16 protein-coding genes and 1 pseudogene are annotated in these 14716 nt (G+C 71.6%); 8 read left to right on the top strand and 9 right to left on the bottom strand.

Features of this window, described 5'->3' with window-relative positions:
- Window positions 1–71 precede the first annotated feature (71 nt).
- A complete protein-coding gene (locus AS594_RS13285) occupies window positions 72–1511 on the top strand; it encodes an NAD(P)H-quinone dehydrogenase (RefSeq protein ID WP_069927244.1) in 1440 nt (479 codons plus the stop codon).
- Window positions 1512–1668: 157 nt separating this feature from the next.
- A complete protein-coding gene (locus AS594_RS13280; protein WP_079144634.1) occupies window positions 1669–2646 on the top strand; it encodes a DeoR/GlpR family DNA-binding transcription regulator in 978 nt (325 codons plus the stop codon).
- Between the two features lie 12 nt (window positions 2647–2658).
- Here the strand turns inward: AS594_RS13280 and AS594_RS13275 are convergent, their stop codons facing one another.
- Window positions 2659–3216, bottom strand: a complete 558-nt coding sequence (locus tag AS594_RS13275; protein WP_069927242.1) for a TetR/AcrR family transcriptional regulator — start codon at window positions 3214–3216, stop codon at window positions 2659–2661.
- Between AS594_RS13275 and AS594_RS44640 the strand changes: the two genes are divergently transcribed.
- On the top strand, window positions 3215–3352 hold the full coding sequence (locus tag AS594_RS44640) for a hypothetical protein (RefSeq protein ID WP_167368016.1): 138 nt from the start codon (window positions 3215–3217) through the stop codon (window positions 3350–3352). The two genes, AS594_RS13275 and AS594_RS44640, sit on opposite strands and share 2 nt — an antisense overlap.
- Before the next feature lie 46 nt (window positions 3353–3398).
- Here AS594_RS44640 and AS594_RS13270 read toward each other — a convergent pair whose 3' ends face one another.
- Window positions 3399–5153, bottom strand: coding sequence for an acetyl/propionyl/methylcrotonyl-CoA carboxylase subunit alpha (locus AS594_RS13270; protein ID WP_069927241.1), 1755 nt, complete (start codon window positions 5151–5153; stop codon window positions 3399–3401).
- Window positions 5154–5514: 361 nt separating this feature from the next.
- Between AS594_RS13270 and AS594_RS13265 the strand changes: the two genes are divergently transcribed.
- Window positions 5515–5985: a hypothetical protein gene (locus tag AS594_RS13265; RefSeq protein ID WP_069930490.1), complete on the top strand. Its 471-nt coding sequence runs from the start codon at window positions 5515–5517 to the stop codon at window positions 5983–5985.
- Window positions 5986–6000: 15 nt separating this feature from the next.
- Here the strand turns inward: AS594_RS13265 and AS594_RS13260 are convergent, their stop codons facing one another.
- Window positions 6001–6696 carry a B3/B4 domain-containing protein gene (locus AS594_RS13260; RefSeq protein WP_069935106.1) on the bottom strand — a complete coding sequence of 232 codons (696 nt, stop codon included), beginning with the start codon at window positions 6694–6696 and terminating at the stop codon, window positions 6001–6003.
- A 16-nt stretch (window positions 6697–6712) separates the two neighbouring features.
- Window positions 6713–7318 (bottom strand): LysE family translocator, encoded by a 606-nt coding sequence (locus tag AS594_RS13255; protein WP_069927239.1) that lies wholly within the window; start codon window positions 7316–7318, stop codon window positions 6713–6715.
- Window positions 7319–7346: 28 nt separating this feature from the next.
- Here AS594_RS13255 and pdxR point away from each other — a divergent pair, with 28 nt between their 5' ends.
- Entirely contained in the window at window positions 7347–8897 is a 1551-nt protein-coding gene (pdxR, locus tag AS594_RS13250) for a MocR-like pyridoxine biosynthesis transcription factor PdxR (RefSeq protein WP_069930489.1), read from the top strand.
- Here the strand turns inward: pdxR and AS594_RS13245 are convergent.
- From AS594_RS13245 to AS594_RS13240, 3 genes and pseudogenes are all read right to left on the bottom strand, one after another.
- Window positions 8878–9482: pseudogene (locus tag AS594_RS13245) on the bottom strand (nucleoside triphosphate pyrophosphatase). The gene pdxR and the pseudogene AS594_RS13245 sit on opposite strands and share 20 nt — an antisense overlap.
- A gap of 60 nt (window positions 9483–9542) precedes the next feature.
- Window positions 9543–9671, bottom strand: coding sequence for a morphogenic membrane protein MmpB (gene mmpB, locus AS594_RS47240; RefSeq protein WP_256096930.1), 129 nt, complete (start codon window positions 9669–9671; stop codon window positions 9543–9545).
- Window positions 9672–9742: 71 nt separating this feature from the next.
- On the bottom strand, window positions 9743–10375 hold the full coding sequence (locus tag AS594_RS13240; RefSeq protein ID WP_107357936.1) for a TetR/AcrR family transcriptional regulator: 633 nt from the start codon (window positions 10373–10375) through the stop codon (window positions 9743–9745).
- 71 nt (window positions 10376–10446) lie between these two features.
- Here AS594_RS13240 and AS594_RS13235 point away from each other — a divergent pair, with 71 nt between their 5' ends.
- Together AS594_RS13235 and AS594_RS47565 are read left to right on the top strand one after the other, a co-directional pair.
- Window positions 10447–11526 carry a GDSL-type esterase/lipase family protein gene (locus tag AS594_RS13235; RefSeq protein ID WP_338120159.1) on the top strand — a complete coding sequence of 360 codons (1080 nt, stop codon included), beginning with the start codon at window positions 10447–10449 and terminating at the stop codon, window positions 11524–11526.
- Window positions 11523–11699, top strand: a complete 177-nt coding sequence (locus AS594_RS47565; RefSeq protein ID WP_338120158.1) for an SGNH/GDSL hydrolase family protein — start codon at window positions 11523–11525, stop codon at window positions 11697–11699. Before AS594_RS13235 ends, AS594_RS47565 begins: the two co-directional genes overlap by 4 nt.
- A gap of 59 nt (window positions 11700–11758) precedes the next feature.
- Here AS594_RS47565 and AS594_RS13230 read toward each other — a convergent pair whose 3' ends face one another.
- Window positions 11759–11968, bottom strand: a complete 210-nt coding sequence (locus tag AS594_RS13230; protein ID WP_069927236.1) for an acyl-CoA carboxylase epsilon subunit — start codon at window positions 11966–11968, stop codon at window positions 11759–11761.
- Between the two features lie 12 nt (window positions 11969–11980).
- Entirely contained in the window at window positions 11981–13567 is a 1587-nt protein-coding gene (locus AS594_RS13225; protein ID WP_069932924.1) for an acyl-CoA carboxylase subunit beta, read from the bottom strand.
- A gap of 105 nt (window positions 13568–13672) precedes the next feature.
- Between AS594_RS13225 and AS594_RS13220 the strand changes: the two genes are divergently transcribed.
- Window positions 13673–14554, top strand: a complete 882-nt coding sequence (locus AS594_RS13220) for a biotin--[acetyl-CoA-carboxylase] ligase (RefSeq protein ID WP_069927234.1) — start codon at window positions 13673–13675, stop codon at window positions 14552–14554.
- Window positions 14555–14716 lie beyond the last annotated feature (162 nt).

Here is a 14716-nt window from a genome sequence, read left to right as displayed (position 1 = left end):
CCGGGCGATCCCCGGATCCCCGGCCGAGCGGGCAGGCGGGCCGGGATTGACAATGCGAGGCGGACTTTTTCGTGACCCGGATCGTGATCATCGGTGGCGGACCCGGCGGATACGAGGCGGCCCTGGTGGGCGCCCAGCTCGGCGCGGAGGTGACCGTCGTCGACAGCGACGGTCTGGGCGGGGCGTCGGTGCTCACCGACTGCGTGCCGTCCAAGACTCTGATCGCGACGGCCGAGGTGATGACGACCTTCGACTCTTCGTACGAGGAGTTGGGCATCATCGTCGCCGACGACACGCCGCACGTCGAGCAGGCGGCCCGCGTGGTCGGCGTGGACCTGGGCAAGGTCAACCGCCGCGTGAAGCGCCTCGCGCTCGCGCAGTCCCACGACATCACCGCGTCCGTCACACGTGCCGGCGCGCGCGTGCTGCGCGGCCGGGGCCGGCTGGAGGGCCAGCAGGACGCCGACGGCTCGCGCACGGTCGTCGTGACGTACGGCGACGGCAACGAGGAGCGCCTCACCGCCGACGCGGTGCTGATCGCGACGGGCGGCCACCCGCGCGAGATCCCCGACGCGCTCCCCGACGGTGAGCGCATCCTGAACTGGACACAGGTGTACGACCTCGACGAGCTCCCGGAGGAGCTCATCGTGGTCGGCTCCGGTGTCACGGGCGCCGAGTTCGCCGGCGCGTACCAGGCGCTCGGCTCGCGCGTCACTCTCGTCTCCTCGCGCGACCGCGTGCTGCCGGGCGAGGACCCGGACGCCGCCGCGGTTCTGGAGGACGTCTTCCGGCGCCGGGGCATGAACGTCATGGCCCGCTCGCGCGCCGAGTCCGCCAAGCGGGTGGGCGACCGCGTCGAGGTGACCCTGTCCGACGGGCGTGTCATCAGTGGTACGCACTGCCTGATGGCCGTCGGCGCCATCCCGAACACGGCGGGCATGGGCCTGGAGGAGTCCGGGGTCCGGCTCAAGGACTCGGGCCACATCCTGACCGACCGGGTTTCGCGCACCAGCGCGCCGGGCGTGTACGCGGCGGGCGACGTGACCGGGGTGTTCGCACTCGCGTCGGTCGCCGCCATGCAGGGCCGCATCGCGATGTACCACTTCCTCGGCGACGCGGTGACCCCGCTGAACCTCAAGACCGTCTCGGCGAACGTCTTCACCGACCCCGAGATCGCCACGGTCGGCTACAGCCAGTCCGACGTGGACTCAGGGAAGATCGAGGCGCGCGTGGTGAAACTGCCGCTGCTGCGCAACCCCCGCGCCAAGATGCAGGGCATCCGCGACGGCTTCGTCAAGATCTTCTGCCGCCCGGGCACGGGCATCGTGGTCGGCGGCTGCGTCGTCTCGCCGCACGCGAGCGAGCTGATCCACCCGATTTCGATCGCGGTCGACAACAACCTGACCGTGGAACAGATCGCGAACGCGTTCACGGTCTATCCGTCCCTGTCGGGATCGATCGCCGAGGTCGCACGGCAGCTGCACACCCGCAAGACGTCCGCCGAGGCGTAGCCCCGCACCGCGTGGTGAGCGGGCCGGCGCAGCGGTCGCGCGGCCCGTTCACCCGGCGTACGCGCTTATACCACTCCGTGCCCCACTTTGGGCGCAACTTCTGTTATTCGGCGCAAACTGCTGAGAACTATCGGTCGCCCAGGTTACTGTCAGTTTCGTGTTCGCTGCAGAACGTCGCCAATTGATCCTCGAAATGGTGCGCGCCAACGGGGCTGTATCCCTCCGTGAGCTCGCCCGCGTCGTCCAGACCTCCGAAGTGACCGTACGGCGGGACGTGCGGGCGCTGGAGGCAGAAGGACTCCTCGACCGCCGGCACGGCGGTGCGGTACTGCCGGGCGGTTTCACGCGGGAGTCCGGCTTTCCGCAGAAATCCCATCTCGCGACCGCGGAGAAGACGGCCATCGCCGACCTCGCCGCGGGACTCGTCGAAGAGGGCGAAGCCATCGTCGTCGGCGCCGGGACGACCACGCAGGAGCTGGCCAGACGGCTCGCCCGGGTCCCCGGGCTCACCGTCGTCACCAACTCGCTGCTGGTGGCGCAGGCGTTGGCGCACGCCAACCGCGTCGAGGTCGTCATGACCGGCGGCACCCTGCGCGGTTCGAACTACGCGCTGGTCGGCAGTGGCGCCGAGCAGTCCCTCCAGGGGCTGCGGGTCTCCCGGGCCTTCCTCTCCGGCAGCGGACTGACCGCCGAGCGCGGTCTGTCCACCTCCAACATGCTGTCGGCCAGCGTCGACAGGGCCCTGGTGCAGGCCGCCGCCGAGGTGGTGGTCCTCGCGGACCACACCAAGCTCGGCACCGACACCATGTTCCAGACCGTGCCGACCGACGTGATCACCCGCCTGGTGACCGACGAGCCGCCGCAGCACGACGACCGTGCGGCCACCGAGTTGCAGGCCCTGGCGGATCAGGGCGTGCAGATCGCCGTCGCCGGGCCGGGAGCAGTGGGTCCCGGGGGCGATGCCGTCCCGCCGGGGCGTCAGCCGCGCCGCGACATGCCGCTGCCCGGCCAGCGGCGTACGCACCCCGGTGGCCCGGGCGGCGGCGCGCCGCTGCGCAGTGCCGGATCGCTCGCGGACCAGTCGGGGCCCGCCGAGCGGGAGCGGGCGCGCGTCGCCGATCTGCGCCGCCGCTGAGCGGTTTCGCGGTTACGCCGCCGGCTCCGCCCGCAGCCCCTTGAGCGTCAGCGTCAGCAGGCGGTCGGCCAACTCCGGATCGTCCGGCGCCTGTTCGGCGGCCAGCGCGATGGCGTTGGTCAGCTGCATCAGGTCACCGATCGACACGTCGGGCCTGACGGCGCCGCTCTCCTGGGCCCGTACGAGCAGCCGCTCGCCCGCCGCGTTCATGGGTGTACTGCATCGCGCGAGGGCGGAAGTCCGGTCGTGCGAGGCCGACATGAGCTCGCGGGCGAGACCCCGGTACTCACCCGCGTGAGAGATGATGTCGCGCAGCCAGGTGACGAGTGCCGAGCAGGGCGCCTCGCTGTCGGCGAGCTCGCGCGAATGCGCGATCAGTTCGTCGACAGCGCCCTGGAAGACCGCGCTCATCAGGGCGAGCCGGGTGGGGAAGTGCCGGTACAGCGTGCCGATGCCCACCCCGGCACGGCGGGCGACGTCTTCGAGTGACGCGTCGGTGCCGTGCTCGGCGAAGGCGGTACGAGCCTCGGCCAGTACGCGCTCGTAATTGCGGCGGGCGTCGGCGCGCATGGGCCGCACCGCCGCCGACGGGCGCGCTGCCGGTTCGGGCGGCGGTGTGTTCAGCTCCCCCGGTGTCCGGGGTCTGCTCGTCGCCATGGCCCTGCCCTTCTCCCGCTCCGGTCTCCAGGATGCCATTACGGGCTGAGGGCCCCGCCGACACCGGCGGGGCCCTCAGCTCGTACAGCCGGACGTCAGTCCTTGATCTCGCAGATGGTGGCGCCCGAGGTGACCGAAGCGCCGACCTCGGCGGCCAGGCCCTTGACGGTGCCGGAACGGTGCGCGTTCAGCGGCTGCTCCATCTTCATGGCCTCCAGGACGACGACGAGGTCGCCCTCCTTGACCTCCTGGCCCTCCTCGACCGCGATCTTGACGATCGTGCCCTGCATGGGCGAGGCGAGGGTGTCGCCGGAGGCGGCCGGGCCCGACTTCTTCGCGGCACGCCGCTTCGGCTTGGCGCCGGCGGCCAGGCCCGTACGGGCCAGGGACATGCCCAGCGACGAAGGCAGCGAGACCTCCAGGCGCTTGCCGCCGACCTCGACGACGATCGTCTCGCGACCCGACTCGTCCTCGTCCGCGTCGGCGCCCGGCACGGTGAAGGCCGGGATCTCGTTGACGAACTCGGTCTCGATCCACCGCGTGTGGACCGTGAACGGGTCGGAGGTGAACGCCGGGTCCGCGACGACCGCGCGGTGGAACGGGATGGCCGTGGCCATGCCCTCGACGTTGAACTCCGCCAGCGCACGCGCGGCACGCTGGAGCGCCTGCTCACGGGTGGCGCCGGTGACGATCAGCTTGGCGAGGAGCGAGTCCCACGCCGGGCCGATGACCGCCCCGGTCTCGACACCCGCGTCCAGGCGGACACCGGGGCCGGACGGCGGCGCGAACGCGGTCACCGTGCCGGGGGCGGGCAGGAAGCCGCGGCCCGGGTCCTCGCCGTTGATGCGGAACTCGATGGAGTGCCCGCGCACGGCCGGGTCGTCGTACCCCAGCTCCTCGCCGTCGGCGATGCGGAACATCTCGCGGACCAGGTCGATGCCGGTGACCTCTTCGGAGACCGGGTGCTCGACCTGGAGACGGGTGTTGACCTCCAGGAAGGAGATCGTGCCGTCGACGCCGACGAGGAACTCGACGGTTCCGGCGCCCACGTAGCCGGCCTCCCTGAGGATGGCCTTGGACGCGCGGTACAGCTCGGCGTTCTGGGCGTCGCTCAGGAACGGCGCGGGGGCCTCCTCCACCAGCTTCTGGTGGCGGCGCTGGAGCGAGCAGTCACGGGTGGAGACGACCACGACGTTGCCGTGGCTGTCGGCCAGGCACTGCGTCTCGACGTGGCGCGGCTTGTCGAGGTAGCGCTCGACGAAGCACTCGCCGCGACCGAAGGCCGCGACGGCCTCGCGGACCGCGGAGTCGTACAGCTCCGGCACCTCTTCGAGCGTACGAGCGACCTTGAGACCGCGGCCGCCACCGCCGAACGCCGCCTTGATGGCGATCGGCAGGCCGTTCTGCTCGGCGAACGCGACGACCTCGTCGGCGCCCGAGACCGGGTCCGGCGTACCGGCGACGAGCGGGGCACCCGCGCGCTGCGCGATGTGCCGGGCCGCGACCTTGTCGCCGAGGTCGCGGATGGCCTGCGGCGGCGGGCCGATCCAGGTCAGTCCCGCGTCGAGCACGGCCTGGGCGAACTCGGCGTTCTCGGAAAGAAAGCCGTAGCCGGGGTGAACGGCATCCGCCCCCGAATCCTTGGCGGCCTGGAGCACCTTGGCCATGTCCAGGTAACTGGCGGCCGGGGTGTCACCGCCCAGAGCGAACGCCTCGTCGGCCGCGCGGACGTGCAGAGCGTCCCGGTCCGGATCGGCGTAGACGGCTACGCTCGCGATTCCGGCATCCCGGCAGGCCCGAGCAACGCGGACAGCGATTTCGCCTCGGTTGGCGATGAGCACCTTGCGCACGATTGGCTCCCTCCTTGAAACAAGCTGAGTTTAGGGACTGCCGACACGGCCCTACGACCCATCCCCAATAGTGAGCTTGCCCACACGGAGCGTGATGCGAGGCTCGCGCGAGTCGCGAATTCCCTTGTCGCACCACGGTACGACGGGTTCCCTCACCGCACAGTAGCCCTCGGGTGTGGCGCAGGTCTCTGTCCGGGCGGCCAGCGGCGCGGCGGCTTTCTTTGTCGAGTCCCTACGAACGGCCGAATCATTCTTTGCCGGGGGACCGGCCGTGTCCGACCCCTTGTACGAAGGATTACCCGTTAGTAGCGTTTGAGTCTCGCGTACGTACTAGGGGTAACACCGGAAGAGGGTGGGCGCCGTGGCGCGCAGACCGATAGCTGCCGCTGCCGCGGCCGTGCTGTTCGTCGAAGCCGTCGGGATCGTGTTCGTCCACTGGATCCTCGCCAAGGTGGTCAGCGGCCAGTCGATGTCCCTCGCCGGGCTCGACCCCGATGTGATGTCCACCTCTACGTACCTGATGGGCGGCGGCTTCGGTCTCTACCTGGTGGCGTGCGGCGTCCTCCTGCTGCGCGCCGCGCTGTCGGACCGGCCGCCGGGCCGCGTCGGCCGGATCCTCCTGATCGCGTGCGCCGTGGTGCATGGCGTGCTGGGGGCGCTGTGCGTCGGTCTGGTGGGCTGGGTCGCGTTCGTGGTGCTGATGGCCTCGTTCGGGCTGATCGTGCTGTCGGTCATCGCGTACGGGAAGCGGGAGGAGCCGGAAGGGCTCACCGGTCCCGTGGACGCCCCGCCGGCCGGGCCGCCGGAGAACGGGACTCCGGCGCCGGCCTGACGGCCGGGCCGGCTCTCAGCACACGAACCTGGGCGAGGTCCGGCTCAGCACGGCGCACGACGGGGCGGTCGCGCTCCACAGCGCGCTCAACTCGTCGGTGAGCGCGGCGGTCAGGCGCCGTACGTCCTCGGGCGCCGAGCCGTGCATCGCCTCGGTGATGATCAGCACGTCGCTCGTCGAGCCGCTGACGGCGGAGGCGCCGCTCTGCCGGTTGGTCCAGCGCCGGGAGTGCGCCTTCCCGGCTTCGTCCGCGAAGATCACTTCTCCGGCGGCCGGATGCTCCGTCTCGCCGGAGAAGGTCACGTACTTCTCGTCACCGGCGGCGCGGCGGACTTCCAGATCACCCGAGATCTCGGAAACGTCGAACACGCCCACCGGGATCGCGAACGCGAGTGAGACGGCGTTGCAGAGATCGATCAGCGGGTGAATACGGGGCAGCGACTTCTCTTTCCTGAACCGCCGCAGCAGCGATTCGGAGGCGCAGCGGTACTGGGTCGGCTTGTGGCCCATTCTCGAAAAGGCCCGCCGCCACGCCTGGATCTCGGGAATCTCCCCCTCGGTGGAGAGGGCGAGCCGCGACTCGGCGATCGCGTGGTACTTCGCGAGCGCACGGCCGACGGGGGCGTCCTCGGTGATTCCTTCGGCGCGGACAACCCCCGGAACGAGTTCGGGGAAATCGCGCCAGATCTCGCTCGCATGCTGGAAACGCATCAGGTCGGCTTTCTTCTCAGAGGAACGCGAGCCGGGCACCGAGCGCGGCGAACGCGCCCGCGAAGACCCTGCGCACCCAGGTCAGGACACGGGGACGGGCGAGGACGTGGCGCCGCATCGCGGCGGCGAAAATTCCGTATGCGGCGAAGACGAGGAACGTGATCAGCATGAATACGGCGCTCAACTCGACCATGCGGACCAGGGCGTCCGGCTCTCCCGAGCCAACGAACTGGGGCAGGAACGCGAAGAAGAAGAGGGTGAGTTTCGGATTGAGGATGTTGATGAGTACGCCGGAGGTGATGACTTTCGCCGCCGACCGGGGTTCGGAGTCCTTCTCCGCCGTGAGGGCGTTCTTGTTCCGCAGGGTGCTCCACGCCATGTAGAGGAGATAGGCGACGCCCAGGTACTTGAGAATCTGGAATGCCGTCGCACTGGTGTGGAGCAGTGCAGCGAGGCCCGTGATCGCCGCCACCATGTGCGGAATGATGCCCAGGGTGCAGCCGATCGAGGCGACGGCACTCGCGCGGGCGCCACGTGAAAGGCCGGCCGCCATGGTGTAGAGCGCGCCGGTGCCGGGGGTGGCGACGACGATCAGTGAGGTCAGCAGGAACTCTGTGGTCATGTCTCAACCCTGGTCGCACAATGGCCTGATGAACAGGTCCATTGAGTGCGCCTCCGGCCGGTCCATAACTGCTTCCCCCGGGTCGGACTTCCTTCAGCTGGACCCGGGCGAGGCGCCCGTCGGCGGGCTGTCGGACTGGCTCGCGCGCCGGCTCCGGGACGGCATATCGGACGGCAGCCTCCCGGTGGGAAGCCGGTTGCCGGCCACGCGGGTGCTCGCGGCCGAACTGCGGGTGTCGCGGGGGGTGGTGACGGAGGCGTATCAGCGCCTGACCGAGGACGGGCATGTCGCGGGGCGGGGGAGGGCCGGAACGGTGGTGGTGGCGGCGCCGGTTGCCGCCGCTCCCGCGCCGCTCGCCCCTCCTGCGGCCGGTTCCCCTCGCGCCGCCGCTCCGGCTTCCGCTGATTCCCCGTACGCCGGGGATCTGCCCGCCGGGGCGGTCTTCGGCGCGACGCCGCCCGGCGCGGACGTCTTCGACCGATTGCGGGCGGCGCCGGCCCGCATCGACCTGTCGCCCGGTATGCCCGACCTGGCGGCGTTCCCGCGCACGGCGTGGCTGCGCGCGGAACGCGCCGTACTCAAGGACCTGTCGGCGTCCGACCTCGGATACGGAGATCCGCGCGGCGCCCCGGAGTTGCGCCGCGCGGTGGTGAACTGGCTGGCCCGCAACCGGGGCATCAGGGTGGACGCGGGCGAGGTCGTCATCACGTCCGGCACCGCCCAGGGACTCGGGCTGCTGGCGGAGGTGCTGCGGAACGACGGGATGTCCGCCGTCGCGGTGGAGGACCCGGGCTCGCTCGGGGCCCGCCACCACCTGCGCGACCGGGGGCTGGAGACACCGCCGGTCGCGGTCGACGCGCAGGGGGTGCGGGTCGGCGAACTGCGGGCCACCGGCGCCCGAGCGGTGCTCCTCACCCCGGCGCACCAGTTTCCGGCCGGGGTGGTGCTCGGCGGCGTACGGCGTCGGGAGCTGATGCGGTGGGCCGGGGAAGGCGGGCTGATCGTGGAGGACGACTACGACGCGGAGCACCGCTACGACCGGCCGCCGGTGCCCGCGCTGCGGTCGGTGCTGGCGGAGCAGGTCTGCTACGCGGGCAGCGTGTCCAAGCTGCTCGCGCCCGCGCTGCGGGTGGGGTGGATGCTGGCGCCGCCGAAGTACCGGGACGCGCTGGTGGCCGCCAAGCGGTTCGCCGATCTCGGAAACGCGGTGCTGCCCCAGCTGGTCCTGGCCCGGCTGATGGAATCGGGCGAGATGGAACGCCACTTGCGCCTGCTGCGCAGGCGGCACCGGCGGCGCCGGGACGCCATGATCGCGGCGATCGCGGAGCATCTGCCGGGGGCGGTGGTGCACGGCGCGGCGGCGGGCCTGCACCTGATGATCACCTTCGACGCCGCGCGGTGCGACGACATCGAGTGGGCGGCGGCCGCGCTGGAGCGCGGCGTGAAGGTCCAGCCCCTGTCGTGGCACAGGCAGCGCACCGGCCGCCCCGGACTGGTGCTCGGTTACGCCGCGACCGCGCCGGGAGGCATCGCCGAGGGGGTGGCGACGCTGGGCGAGGTCATGTCCACAGGTCGGTGATCGGCGTACCGAGGTCGGCGAGGAGGCGGCGCAGCAGTGGCAGCGACAGGCCGATGACGTTGCCGGGGTCGCCGTCGATGCCGTCGACGAACGGTGCCGAGCGGCCGTCGAGGGTGAAGGCGCCCGCGACGTGGAGGGGTTCGCCGGTCGCGACGTACGCGGCGATCTCGGTGTCGGTCGGCTCCCCGAAGCGGACCGTGGTGGACGCGGTGGCGGAGGCGCGGCGGCCGGTGGCCGTGTCGATCACGCAGTGACCGGTCCGCAGGATGCCCGAGCGGCCCCGCATGGACTTCCAGCGGGCGGTGGCGTCCTCGGCGTCGGCGGGCTTGCCGAGAGCCCGGCCGTCCAGCTCCAGTACGGAGTCGCAGCCGATGACGAGCGCGTCGGCGGCCTCGGGGCGGGCGGCGACGGACGCGGCCTTGGCCTCGGCCAGTACGAGCGCGAGCCCGGCCGGCGTGGGCGCGCTGACCGCGTCCTCGTCGACGCCGCTGACGACCACCTCCGGGGCGAGCCCGGCCTGGCGCAGGAGCCCGAGCCGGGCGGGGAGGCGGAGGCGAGAACGAGGCGGCGGCGCGGAGGAGTCATGCGGTTCATCGTACGAGGCGGCGCCCGGGAGCAGGCACTGCGGCCGAGCGCCCGCGGCGGTCAGTGGATGCCGAGTACGAACATCGCCAGCACCATCGCCAGGGCCAGCAGCACGCCCATGCGCCGGAGCATCGCCTGCGTCTCACGCAGCTCTTTCGGAGGCTCGTTCTCCGGGTCGGACCACAGCATGCCTTCGATCCTGCGGCCGGCACGGCTGCGGCGCCTGAGTACCTGTACTCAGGAGGGCCAGTACCAGGGGACTAATTCCGGGTGAACAGTCCCGACCGCGCCGCCGACACCGCCACCGCCGCCGCCCGCACGGCGTCCGCCTCGGCAAGCGCTTCCCGGCTCACCGCGAAGCGGTAGTAGAGCGGGGCGGACACCGACCGGATCACCTCGGCCGCGTCCGTGCCGGCCGGGACCTCGCCGCGACCGGCCGCCCGCTCGACGCACGGGGCCCACTCCCGGATGCGCGTCGCGTAGAAGCCGTTCAGCGCGCTCGCGCACTCCTCGTCGCACGCCGCTGCCGCGATGACCGCCTGGAAGACCGGGCCCATGCGCGGATCGGTGAGCGTCTCGCGTACGAGACGGGCGTTGGCCAGCAGGTCCCCTTCCAGCGAGCCGGTGTCCGCGGCGGGCACGGACTGCTCGGCCATGTCGCGCAGCAGGTCGGCGACGAGCCCGGCCGCCGATCCCCAGCGGCGGTAGACGGTCGTCTTGCCGACGCCCGCGTGCGCCGCGACCCGGTCCAGGTTCAGCCCGTGGAAGCCCGCCTCCACGAGTGCCGCCCGCGTGGCTTCGAGCACGGCGGTACGGACCTTGGCGGTCCGGCCGCCGGGTCGCACGGACCCCGGTGTGAACGAGGCGGCTTCCAAACGGGAATTCTGTTCCATTAGGCGCTCCGAGTCTGGTACGGTCCTCGCATCTTAACGGAACTTGCTTCCCATTAGGGAAAGGCTGTGCCATGAACTTCGGACTCGTCCGCCGTATCGCCGCCCCCGTCGCCGCTTCCGCACTCGTTCTCGGGCTGACCGGCGCGGCCCTGCCGGAGTCCTCGGCGCCGGCCGCCGGCCGCTGGAGCGCCGTCTGGGGCGCCTCCCCGCAACTGCCCAGCACCGGCTTCACCCCCAACTGGTCCCAGGAGGGGTTCTCCCGCCAGACCGTCCGCCAGGTCGTCCGGGTCACCGGCGCCGGCGAGCAGGTCCGTATCCGCCTCTCCAACGCGTACGGGACCTCGCCGCTCACGGTCACGGGCGCCACCGTCGCCCGTACGGCGAAGGGCGAGCGTGCCGCCGTCGAACCCGGCAGCGTCCGCCACCTCACCTTCTCCGGCAAGCGGTCCGTCGAGGTACCCGCGCGCGGCGAGCTGCGCAGTGACGCCGCCCCGCTCACCCTGGACCGGCTGGAGTCCGTCACCGTCACGCTCTACCTCGCCGGCACCACCGGCCCCGCGACCTTCCATGCCCAGGGCTGGGCCGACACCTACCGCGCCGAGGGCAACCACCGCGCCGACGCCTCCGGTGCCGCCTTCACCGACAGCACCCAGTCCTGGTACTACCTGTCCGGCGTCGAGGTCCGCGGTTCCGAGCCCAGGAGGAAGGACGGCATCGTCCTCTTCGGGGACTCCATCACCGACAGCTTCGGCTCGACGCCCAACACCGACCGCCGGTACTCCGACGCCCTCGCCGAGCGCACCGGCCGCCCCGTCGTCAACCAGGGCATCGGCGGCAACCTCGTCCTCAACGACTCCGCCTGGTACGGCGAACGCGCCACCGCCCGCTTCGGCCGCGACGCCCTCGACCAGCCCGGCGTCTCCACCGTCGTCGTACTCGAAGGACTCAACGACATCGGCTTCAGCGAGGCGAAGGACCAGCCCACTTACAAGCCCTCGCCCGTCGTCTCCGCCGCCAATCTCGTCGCCGGCTACCGCGAGCTGATCCGCGCCGCCCACGCCAGGGGCCTGCGGATCGTCGGCTCCACCCTCCTGCCGCTCAAGGGCTCCGACCACTGGGGCCGCACGCGGCGAAGGTCAGCGACGAGGTGAACCACTGGATCCGCACCTCGGGCGAGTTCGACGCGTACGCCGACTTCGACAAGGCGCTCGCCGACCCGGCCGACCCCGACCGCCTGCACCCGGCGTACGACCACGGCGACGCGCTGCACCCCAACGACGCGGGCTACCGGCTGATGGCGAGGACCGTCGCCGAGGTCCTGTGAGGCGACAGCGATGAAGGCCGGACCCGCTCGCGGGTCCGGCCTTCACGTCGTCGTAGGCCCTAGCCGGGCCAGTACGTCCGGCCCCAGGCCGTCGGCCCCGGCTGCGGCAGCCGGTGCCGCGCCACCCTGGCCGGGTCCGACCAGGCGGCCGGCGGTTCCTCCGCGCCGGACGGCGAGCCGGCCGCCGCCGCGGCGCGGGCCTGGACCACCGCGAGGGCGGCGGCCAGCTCCTCCGGGGTCGGGTTGCCCCGTATGACCTTGATCATCATCAGCGGCCCTTCCTAGAGCGGGATGTTGCCGTGCTTCTTCGGGGGGAGGGATTCCCGCTTCGTACGCAGCTGACGCAGCCCGCGCACGATGTGGCGGCGCGTCTCCGACGGCATGATCACCGCGTCGACATAGCCCCGCTCGGCGGCGACGTACGGGTTCAGCAGCGTGTCCTCGTAGTCGGCGATCAGCTCCGCGCGGGTCGCCTCCGGGTCCTCGGCGGCCGCGATCGTGCGCCGGTGCAGGATGTTCACCGCGCCCTGCGCGCCCATCACCGCGATCTGCGCGGTCGGCCACGCCAGGTTCAGGTCCGCGCCCAGGTGCTTGGAGCCCATGACGTCGTACGCGCCGCCGAACGCCTTGCGCGTGATGACGGTGATGAGCGGGACCGTCGCCTCCGCGTACGCGTAGATCAGCTTCGCACCGCGCCGGATGATGCCGCCGTACTCCTGGTCCACGCCCGGCAGGAAGCCCGGCACGTCCACGAAGGTCAGCACCGGCACGTTGAACGCGTCGCAGGTGCGGACGAACCGCGCCGCCTTCTCGGAGGCGTTGATGTCCAGGCAGCCGGCGAACTGCATCGGCTGGTTGGCGACGATGCCGACCGGGTGGCCCTCGACCCGGCCGAAGCCGGTGACGATGTTCGGCGCGAAGAGCGCCTGGGTCTCCAGGAACTCGCCGTCGTCCAGCACGTGCTCGATGGCGGTGTGCATGTCGTACGGCTGGTTCGCGCTGTCCGGGATCAGCGTGTCCAGCTCGCGGTCCTCGTCGGACGTCTCCAGGTCCGCCTCCTCCGGGAAGGCCGGCGGCTCGCTGAGGTTGTTCGAAGGCAGGTACGAGAGCAGCGACTTGACGTAGTCGATCGCGTCCTTCTCGTCACCCGCCATGTGGTGCGCCACACCCGAGGTGGTGTTGTGCGTGCGCGCGCCGCCGAGCTCCTCGAAGCCGACGTCCTCGCCCGTGACCGTCTTGATGACGTCCGGACCGGTGATGAACATGTGCGAGGTCTGGTCGACCATCACCGTGAAGTCGGTGATCGCCGGCGAGTAGACCGCGCCGCCGGCGCACGGGCCGACGATCAGCGAGATCTGCGGGACCACACCGGACGCGTGCACGTTGCGGCGGAAGATCTCGGCAAACAGGCCCAGCGCGACGACACCCTCCTGGATGCGCGCGCCGCCGCCGTCGTTGATGCCGACGACCGGGCAGCCGGTCTTCAGCGCGAAGTCCATGACCTTGACGATCTTCTCGCCGTAGACCTCGCCGAGCGAACCGCCGAAGATCGTGAAGTCCTGCGAATAGACGCAGACGGGGCGGCCGTCGACCGTGCCGTAGCCGGTGACGACACCGTCGCCGTACGGGCGGTTCTTCTCGATGCCGAAGTTCGTCGAACGGTGCCGGGCGAACTCGTCGAGCTCTACGAACGAGCCTTCGTCCATGAGCAGGTCGATCCGCTCACGGGCCGTCAGCTTGCCCTTGGCGTGCTGCTTCTCGACCGCGCGCGCGGAGCCGGCGTGCGTGGCTTCGTCAATACGGCGCTGCAAATCCGCGATCTTGCCCGCGGTGGTACGGATGTCGGTCTCGGTCTCGGGCTCGGACATCGGGATGCGGCTCCCTGCCTGGTCAGCGGACGGCTACTGGCACGTAGCGTAGCGGCGCGTGTGCCGCTCGGCAGTGCGTCGTTTGCCACACCTACGCTGGGTTGCATGACGCCTTCCGATGCTTCAGACCACCGCTGGTCCGACCTCGACCGGCCGCCGCTCAGCGCCAACGCGCTGCGCCGCGCACTGGTGCGCGAGGGCGCCCTGTGGACGTCCCTGGACGTCGTCCCCTCCGTCGGGTCCACCAACACCGACCTGGCGCGGCGGGCGGCGGACCTGCCCGAAGGGGCGGTTCTGGTCGCCGAGGAGCAGACCGAGGGGCGCGGACGCCTCGACCGGCGCTGGTCGGCGCCCGCACGCTCCGGACTCTTCTTCTCCGTACTGCTGAAGCCCGCCGAGGTCCCCGTCGAGAAGTGGGGCTGGCTGCCGCTGCTCGCCGGCGTCGCGGTGGCGACCGGGCTGTCCCGGGCCGCCGGCGTCGACACGGCGCTCAAGTGGCCGAACGACCTGCTGGTGACGGTGGGCGGCGAGGAGCGCAAGGCCGGCGGCATCCTCGCCGAGCGGGCCGACGACGGCGTCGTGGTCGGCATCGGCATCAACGTCACCCTGACCGAGAAGGAGCTGCCGGTCCCCGGCGCGGGCTCCCTGGCCCTCGCCGGAGCGGTCTCGACCGACCGCGACCCGCTCCTGCGGTCGGTGCTGCGCTCGCTCGACCAGTGGTACGGCGAGTGGCGGGCCGCCGGCGGCGATCCGGAGGCCGGCCGCCTCCAGGAGGCGTACGTGGCGGGCTGCGCCACGCTCGGCCGTACCGTACGGGCCGAACTGCCCGGCGGCCGGTCGGTGACCGGGGAGGCGGTGGCCGTGGACGGCCACGGGCGGCTGGTGCTGGCGACGGCGGACGGGGTCCAGCAGCCGGTGGGGGCGGGTGACGTCGTACACCTCAGGCCGGGGGCGAGTACAGAGGAGACGCGCGGGACGGGGGAGTGAGCTAGGGCACACCTGCCGTATCGTTGAGGCGATCCGCGACGGATCGGTGCGACAGACGATCGGCAGGACACACGGCAGTGCGCAGGGAACGGGCAGGAGGCGGTAGGTGACCGTCGACGACGCGGGGTCCTCTGCGGGTGCGCGGCGGGACCCGGGTACGGG

It is taken from the genome of Streptomyces agglomeratus (genome assembly GCF_001746415.1).
Classification (GTDB): Bacteria; Actinomycetota; Actinomycetes; order Streptomycetales; family Streptomycetaceae; genus Streptomyces; species Streptomyces agglomeratus.
This window is presented reverse-complemented; position numbering and strand designations above follow the sequence as displayed.

Bases quoted from the DNA above. Each gene is read 5' to 3' on its own strand.
- AS594_RS13235 (WP_338120159.1), top strand. From the start codon at position 10,447: ATGAACTTCGGACTCGTCCGCCGTATCGCCGCCCCCGTCGCCGCTTCC.
- mmpB (WP_256096930.1), bottom strand. From the start codon at position 9,671: ATGCTGTGGTCCGACCCGGAGAACGAGCCTCCGAAAGAGCTGCGTGAG.
- AS594_RS13260 (WP_069935106.1), bottom strand. From the start codon at position 6,696: ATGCGTTTCCAGCATGCGAGCGAGATCTGGCGCGATTTCCCCGAACTC.
- AS594_RS13230 (WP_069927236.1), bottom strand. From the start codon at position 11,968: ATGATGATCAAGGTCATACGGGGCAACCCGACCCCGGAGGAGCTGGCC.
- AS594_RS44640 (WP_167368016.1), top strand. From the start codon at position 3,215: ATGGGCCGCACCGCCGCCGACGGGCGCGCTGCCGGTTCGGGCGGCGGT.
- AS594_RS13275 (WP_069927242.1), bottom strand. From the start codon at position 3,216: ATGCGCGCCGACGCCCGCCGCAATTACGAGCGCGTACTGGCCGAGGCT.
- AS594_RS13225 (WP_069932924.1), bottom strand. From the start codon at position 13,567: ATGTCCGAGCCCGAGACCGAGACCGACATCCGTACCACCGCGGGCAAG.
- AS594_RS13220 (WP_069927234.1), top strand. From the start codon at position 13,673: ATGACGCCTTCCGATGCTTCAGACCACCGCTGGTCCGACCTCGACCGG.
- AS594_RS13255 (WP_069927239.1), bottom strand. From the start codon at position 7,318: ATGACCACAGAGTTCCTGCTGACCTCACTGATCGTCGTCGCCACCCCC.
- AS594_RS13240 (WP_107357936.1), bottom strand. From the start codon at position 10,375: ATGGAACAGAATTCCCGTTTGGAAGCCGCCTCGTTCACACCGGGGTCC.
- pdxR (WP_069930489.1), top strand. From the start codon at position 7,347: ATGAACAGGTCCATTGAGTGCGCCTCCGGCCGGTCCATAACTGCTTCC.